The sequence below is a fragment of the Bartonella sp. CL434QHHD genome (assembly GCF_042195145.1).
Classification (GTDB): Bacteria; Pseudomonadota; Alphaproteobacteria; order Rhizobiales; family Rhizobiaceae; genus Bartonella.
The window spans coordinates 1-3,319 of sequence record NZ_JBHINT010000020.1 but is presented as its reverse complement, the minus strand read 5'-3'; the positions used below and the strand labels follow the sequence as shown (position 1 = coordinate 3,319).

The 3,319-nt window shown below is 33.6% G+C and carries 2 protein-coding genes and 1 pseudogene; all 3 read left to right on the top strand.

The features are described from left to right. Positions 1-869: 869 nt before the first annotated feature. Entirely contained in the window at positions 870-1,505 is a 636-nt protein-coding gene (locus ACFILN_RS03755) for a hypothetical protein (RefSeq protein WP_375618861.1), read from the top strand. A gap of 83 nt (positions 1,506-1,588) precedes the next feature. Then, positions 1,589-2,767 (top strand): hypothetical protein, encoded by a 1,179-nt coding sequence (locus tag ACFILN_RS03750; RefSeq protein WP_375670894.1) that lies wholly within the window; start codon positions 1,589-1,591, stop codon positions 2,765-2,767. Between the two features lie 98 nt (positions 2,768-2,865). Further along, positions 2,866-3,319: pseudogene (locus ACFILN_RS03745) on the top strand (hypothetical protein); the annotation flags it as partial.

Genomic DNA, 3,319 nt, shown 5'->3' with positions numbered 1-3,319 from the left:
TATTTAAAGCATTAACATATTGAAATATAATAACTTTTATTTTTTGATTGAAAAAAATATATAAAGGGGCGTAAAAGGAACTGACAACACTGACACAGTCTATTAAAAGGGATTTTGCTCATCTCTATAATTATCATTCTCTCTTTAGATGTTTTCATAACGGTCTATAAATCACAATTATCATATATCCTATTTATCATTTCTCTTATGAACATGAAAAATGATGCCATGGCTATAAAGAACATAACAACTATAGAGAAAGCAAAAATGCAAATGGAAGCATTTGTTTATAAAGACAGTCCCTATAAAGGCTGTTAAGTCTAAAATGTGTTATTAAAAGAAATTAACAGAAATCTTAAAATTTATTTAGCAACAAAATTGACAGGTTATAAAGTTTAAAATACGCATTATGAGAGCGTTTCTAAATATTATAAATGTATAGATTCAGAAAATAACGCAATCGTTTAATAAAACCTATAATATAGCTTTAAAAGCACATAAATATAAAAGAAGCAATTAATAAGCATAAGACATTATCAATACATAAAGTATTTAAAAAAATAAGAAAAAATATCAAAAAAGATAAAATATTAATTGACAATAAATACGTATTTTGTTATATAAATAATCAAGTGATGAAAAACACTTTTGATTAGCGGATAAGGCTACGAAACAGTCTTTCCAAAGTTTTTAAAAACTGACTGTCTTTTATGCTTTAAATGGCATATAACGATTATGTCGGGTGTGGTCACACCATACAATACTCTTTATGAGAAAAGTGTGACGACGGACTAATCACCGTGTTTTTCAACACCCGGCGCCCATTAGGGTGTCAATTGAAAAACAATTTTGATTAGAAAGAATTTAAAATGAAAAATTCCCAAAATACAATTTCCTCTAACATTTCAAATGAAACCGCATCTGTTAATAAACAAGAGCCTGTAAAAAAATACGAATTTACAGGTGAAACAATAGAGGTTGGCTTTAAAACTCTTCATAGAATTCGCGCTTTAAGAGATTTTGGAAACGTCAAAAAAGGTGAGTTAGGCGGTTTTATACAAGGTGAAAGTAATTTATCACATGATGGCAATTGCTGGGTCGGCGGTAAAGCCAAGGTTTATAGCAATGCAAGGGTTTACGATAATGCCGTTGTAAGTGGGTATGCCCATGTGAATAATATTGCTTGTATTTATGAAAATGCAAGGGTTTATGGCAAGGCGGTTGTGGCTGGCAATATTTATGGCAATGCTCATGTGTATGGCTTTGCACGTATTTATCCGGATGCTCATATTTTTGGTAATGCTCATGTTCATTATTACGCTTGTGTTTTTAATGATACAAAAATTTATGATAATGCGAAAATTTCCGGATATGCTTGTATTTTTGCAAATGTAAAGATTTTTCGCAATGCGGTCATTAAAGGTGACACTTGGGTTCGCAATAATATTGAAGTCTGTAGTAAAGAAATTGTCTATAATGACCAGTCTATAAAAGACGCTGCGTAAATAATGCGCGGGCGCGGCGGGGGCGCCCCTCTTTTAAACATTTCATTTTTAAATTTATCAAATATGAACTTAGGGAGTTACCTATGAACGCTATAACTGTGTCTAAAAAATACGAATTTACTAATGAAACACGTTGCGTGGCTGGTCATACTTTACACCGTATTAAAGCCATTAGAGATTTTGCTGATGTAAAGGCGGGCGACCTCGGCGGCTTTATTGAAAAGGAAAGTAACTTATCACATGATGGTAATTGCTGGATAGCTAATGAGGCTTGTGTTTATAATAATGCTCTTGTTTCTGATAATGCTACTGTTTTTAATTATGCTCGTGTTTTCGATAATGCAACGGTTTGTGATAATGCAAAGGTATTTGATTTTGCTAGTGTTTATGACAATGCAAAAATACATGATAATGCCTTAGTTTTTGGATATGCTTTTGTTTACAAACATGCTCATGTTTTTAATAACGCCGCTGTATGTGATAAGGCTGTTATAAGAGACAATGCAAAAGTCTATGGGAAGGCTTTTATTAATTGGTATACACGTATTGAAGACAATGAAACGATTAATCTTGCATCTCAAATTTCTGATGACGCTTGTGTCTCTTTACCTATAACAAAAAAATACGAATTTACGAATGAAACGCGTTGTGTGGCTGGTCATACTTTACACCGCATTAAAGCCATTAGAGATTTTGCTGATGTAAAGACTGGTGATTTAGGTGGTTTTATCGAAAATGAAAGCAATCTCTCTCATGATGGCAATTGCTGGGTCTATGATAATGCTACCGTTTTTTGGGAAGCTGTCGTTTCTGACAATGCAAAAATACATGATAATGCTTGTATTAATAGAAATGCTAAAGTTTATGGCAATGCCGTTGTTAATGATGATGCATGGATTTTCGGTGCAAATGCTCATGTTTATGGCAATGCAAAAATCTCTGACAATGCTATCGTTCGTGGTCAAGTTTATGACAATGCCTTTGTTTGTAATAAAGCTAATATCATTTTTGATGCAAAAATCTCTGACAATGCGAAAATTGCTGATAATGCTTATGTAAGGGGCTTTGTTTATGGCAATGCAAAAATATTAGGCTCTGCTCGTATTGATTGGGCTGCTCATGTTTACGATAATGCCGTCGTTTCTGACAATGTATATGTTTGTTACTTAGTAAAAATCTTTGGCAATGCTATAGTTGATGGCAATCAAAAAATTTATGATGATATTGGTAATAATAACAAAACCATAAATGAAGCTGCTTAAATAAAGCATGGGCGTTGTGGGGGCGCCTGCTTTCCAATCCAATTTTCCATTTCAAATTTTAGAAAACGTTTATCACATTAGATTGTGAGGGTACTCCTATGTGCAAAAAATACGAATTAACCAGTGAAATTAAAAAAATCAAACATGCACTTACTCGAAATATTATAAATCTTTACCGCATTCGTGCTTTAAAAAATTTCGATGATGTTAAGGCTGGGGATTTAGGGGGCTTTATTGAAAAGGAAGCTAATCTATCCCATGATGGCAATTGCTGGGTCTATGATGAGGCTTGTGTCTACGGTCATGCAAGAGTGTATGATGATGCAAAAATACGGCATTATTCGCAAGTCTGTGGTCAAGTTTATGGCAATGCTGAAGTCTATGGAAAAGCTTTTATCTCTCAATATGCTAAAGTTTATGACCATGCTTTTGTCTATGGCAATGCTCATGTTTATGGCAATATTTATGGTAATGCTCATGTGAATGGTAGTGCCCGCATTCTTGCTGATGCTCATATTTATGATCATGCGCATGTTTCTTATGATGCTACGG

Bases quoted from the DNA above. Each gene is read 5' to 3' on its own strand.
- ACFILN_RS03755 (WP_375618861.1), top strand. From the start codon at position 870: ATGAAAAATTCCCAAAATACAATTTCCTCTAACATTTCAAATGAAACC.
- ACFILN_RS03750 (WP_375670894.1), top strand. From the start codon at position 1,589: ATGAACGCTATAACTGTGTCTAAAAAATACGAATTTACTAATGAAACA.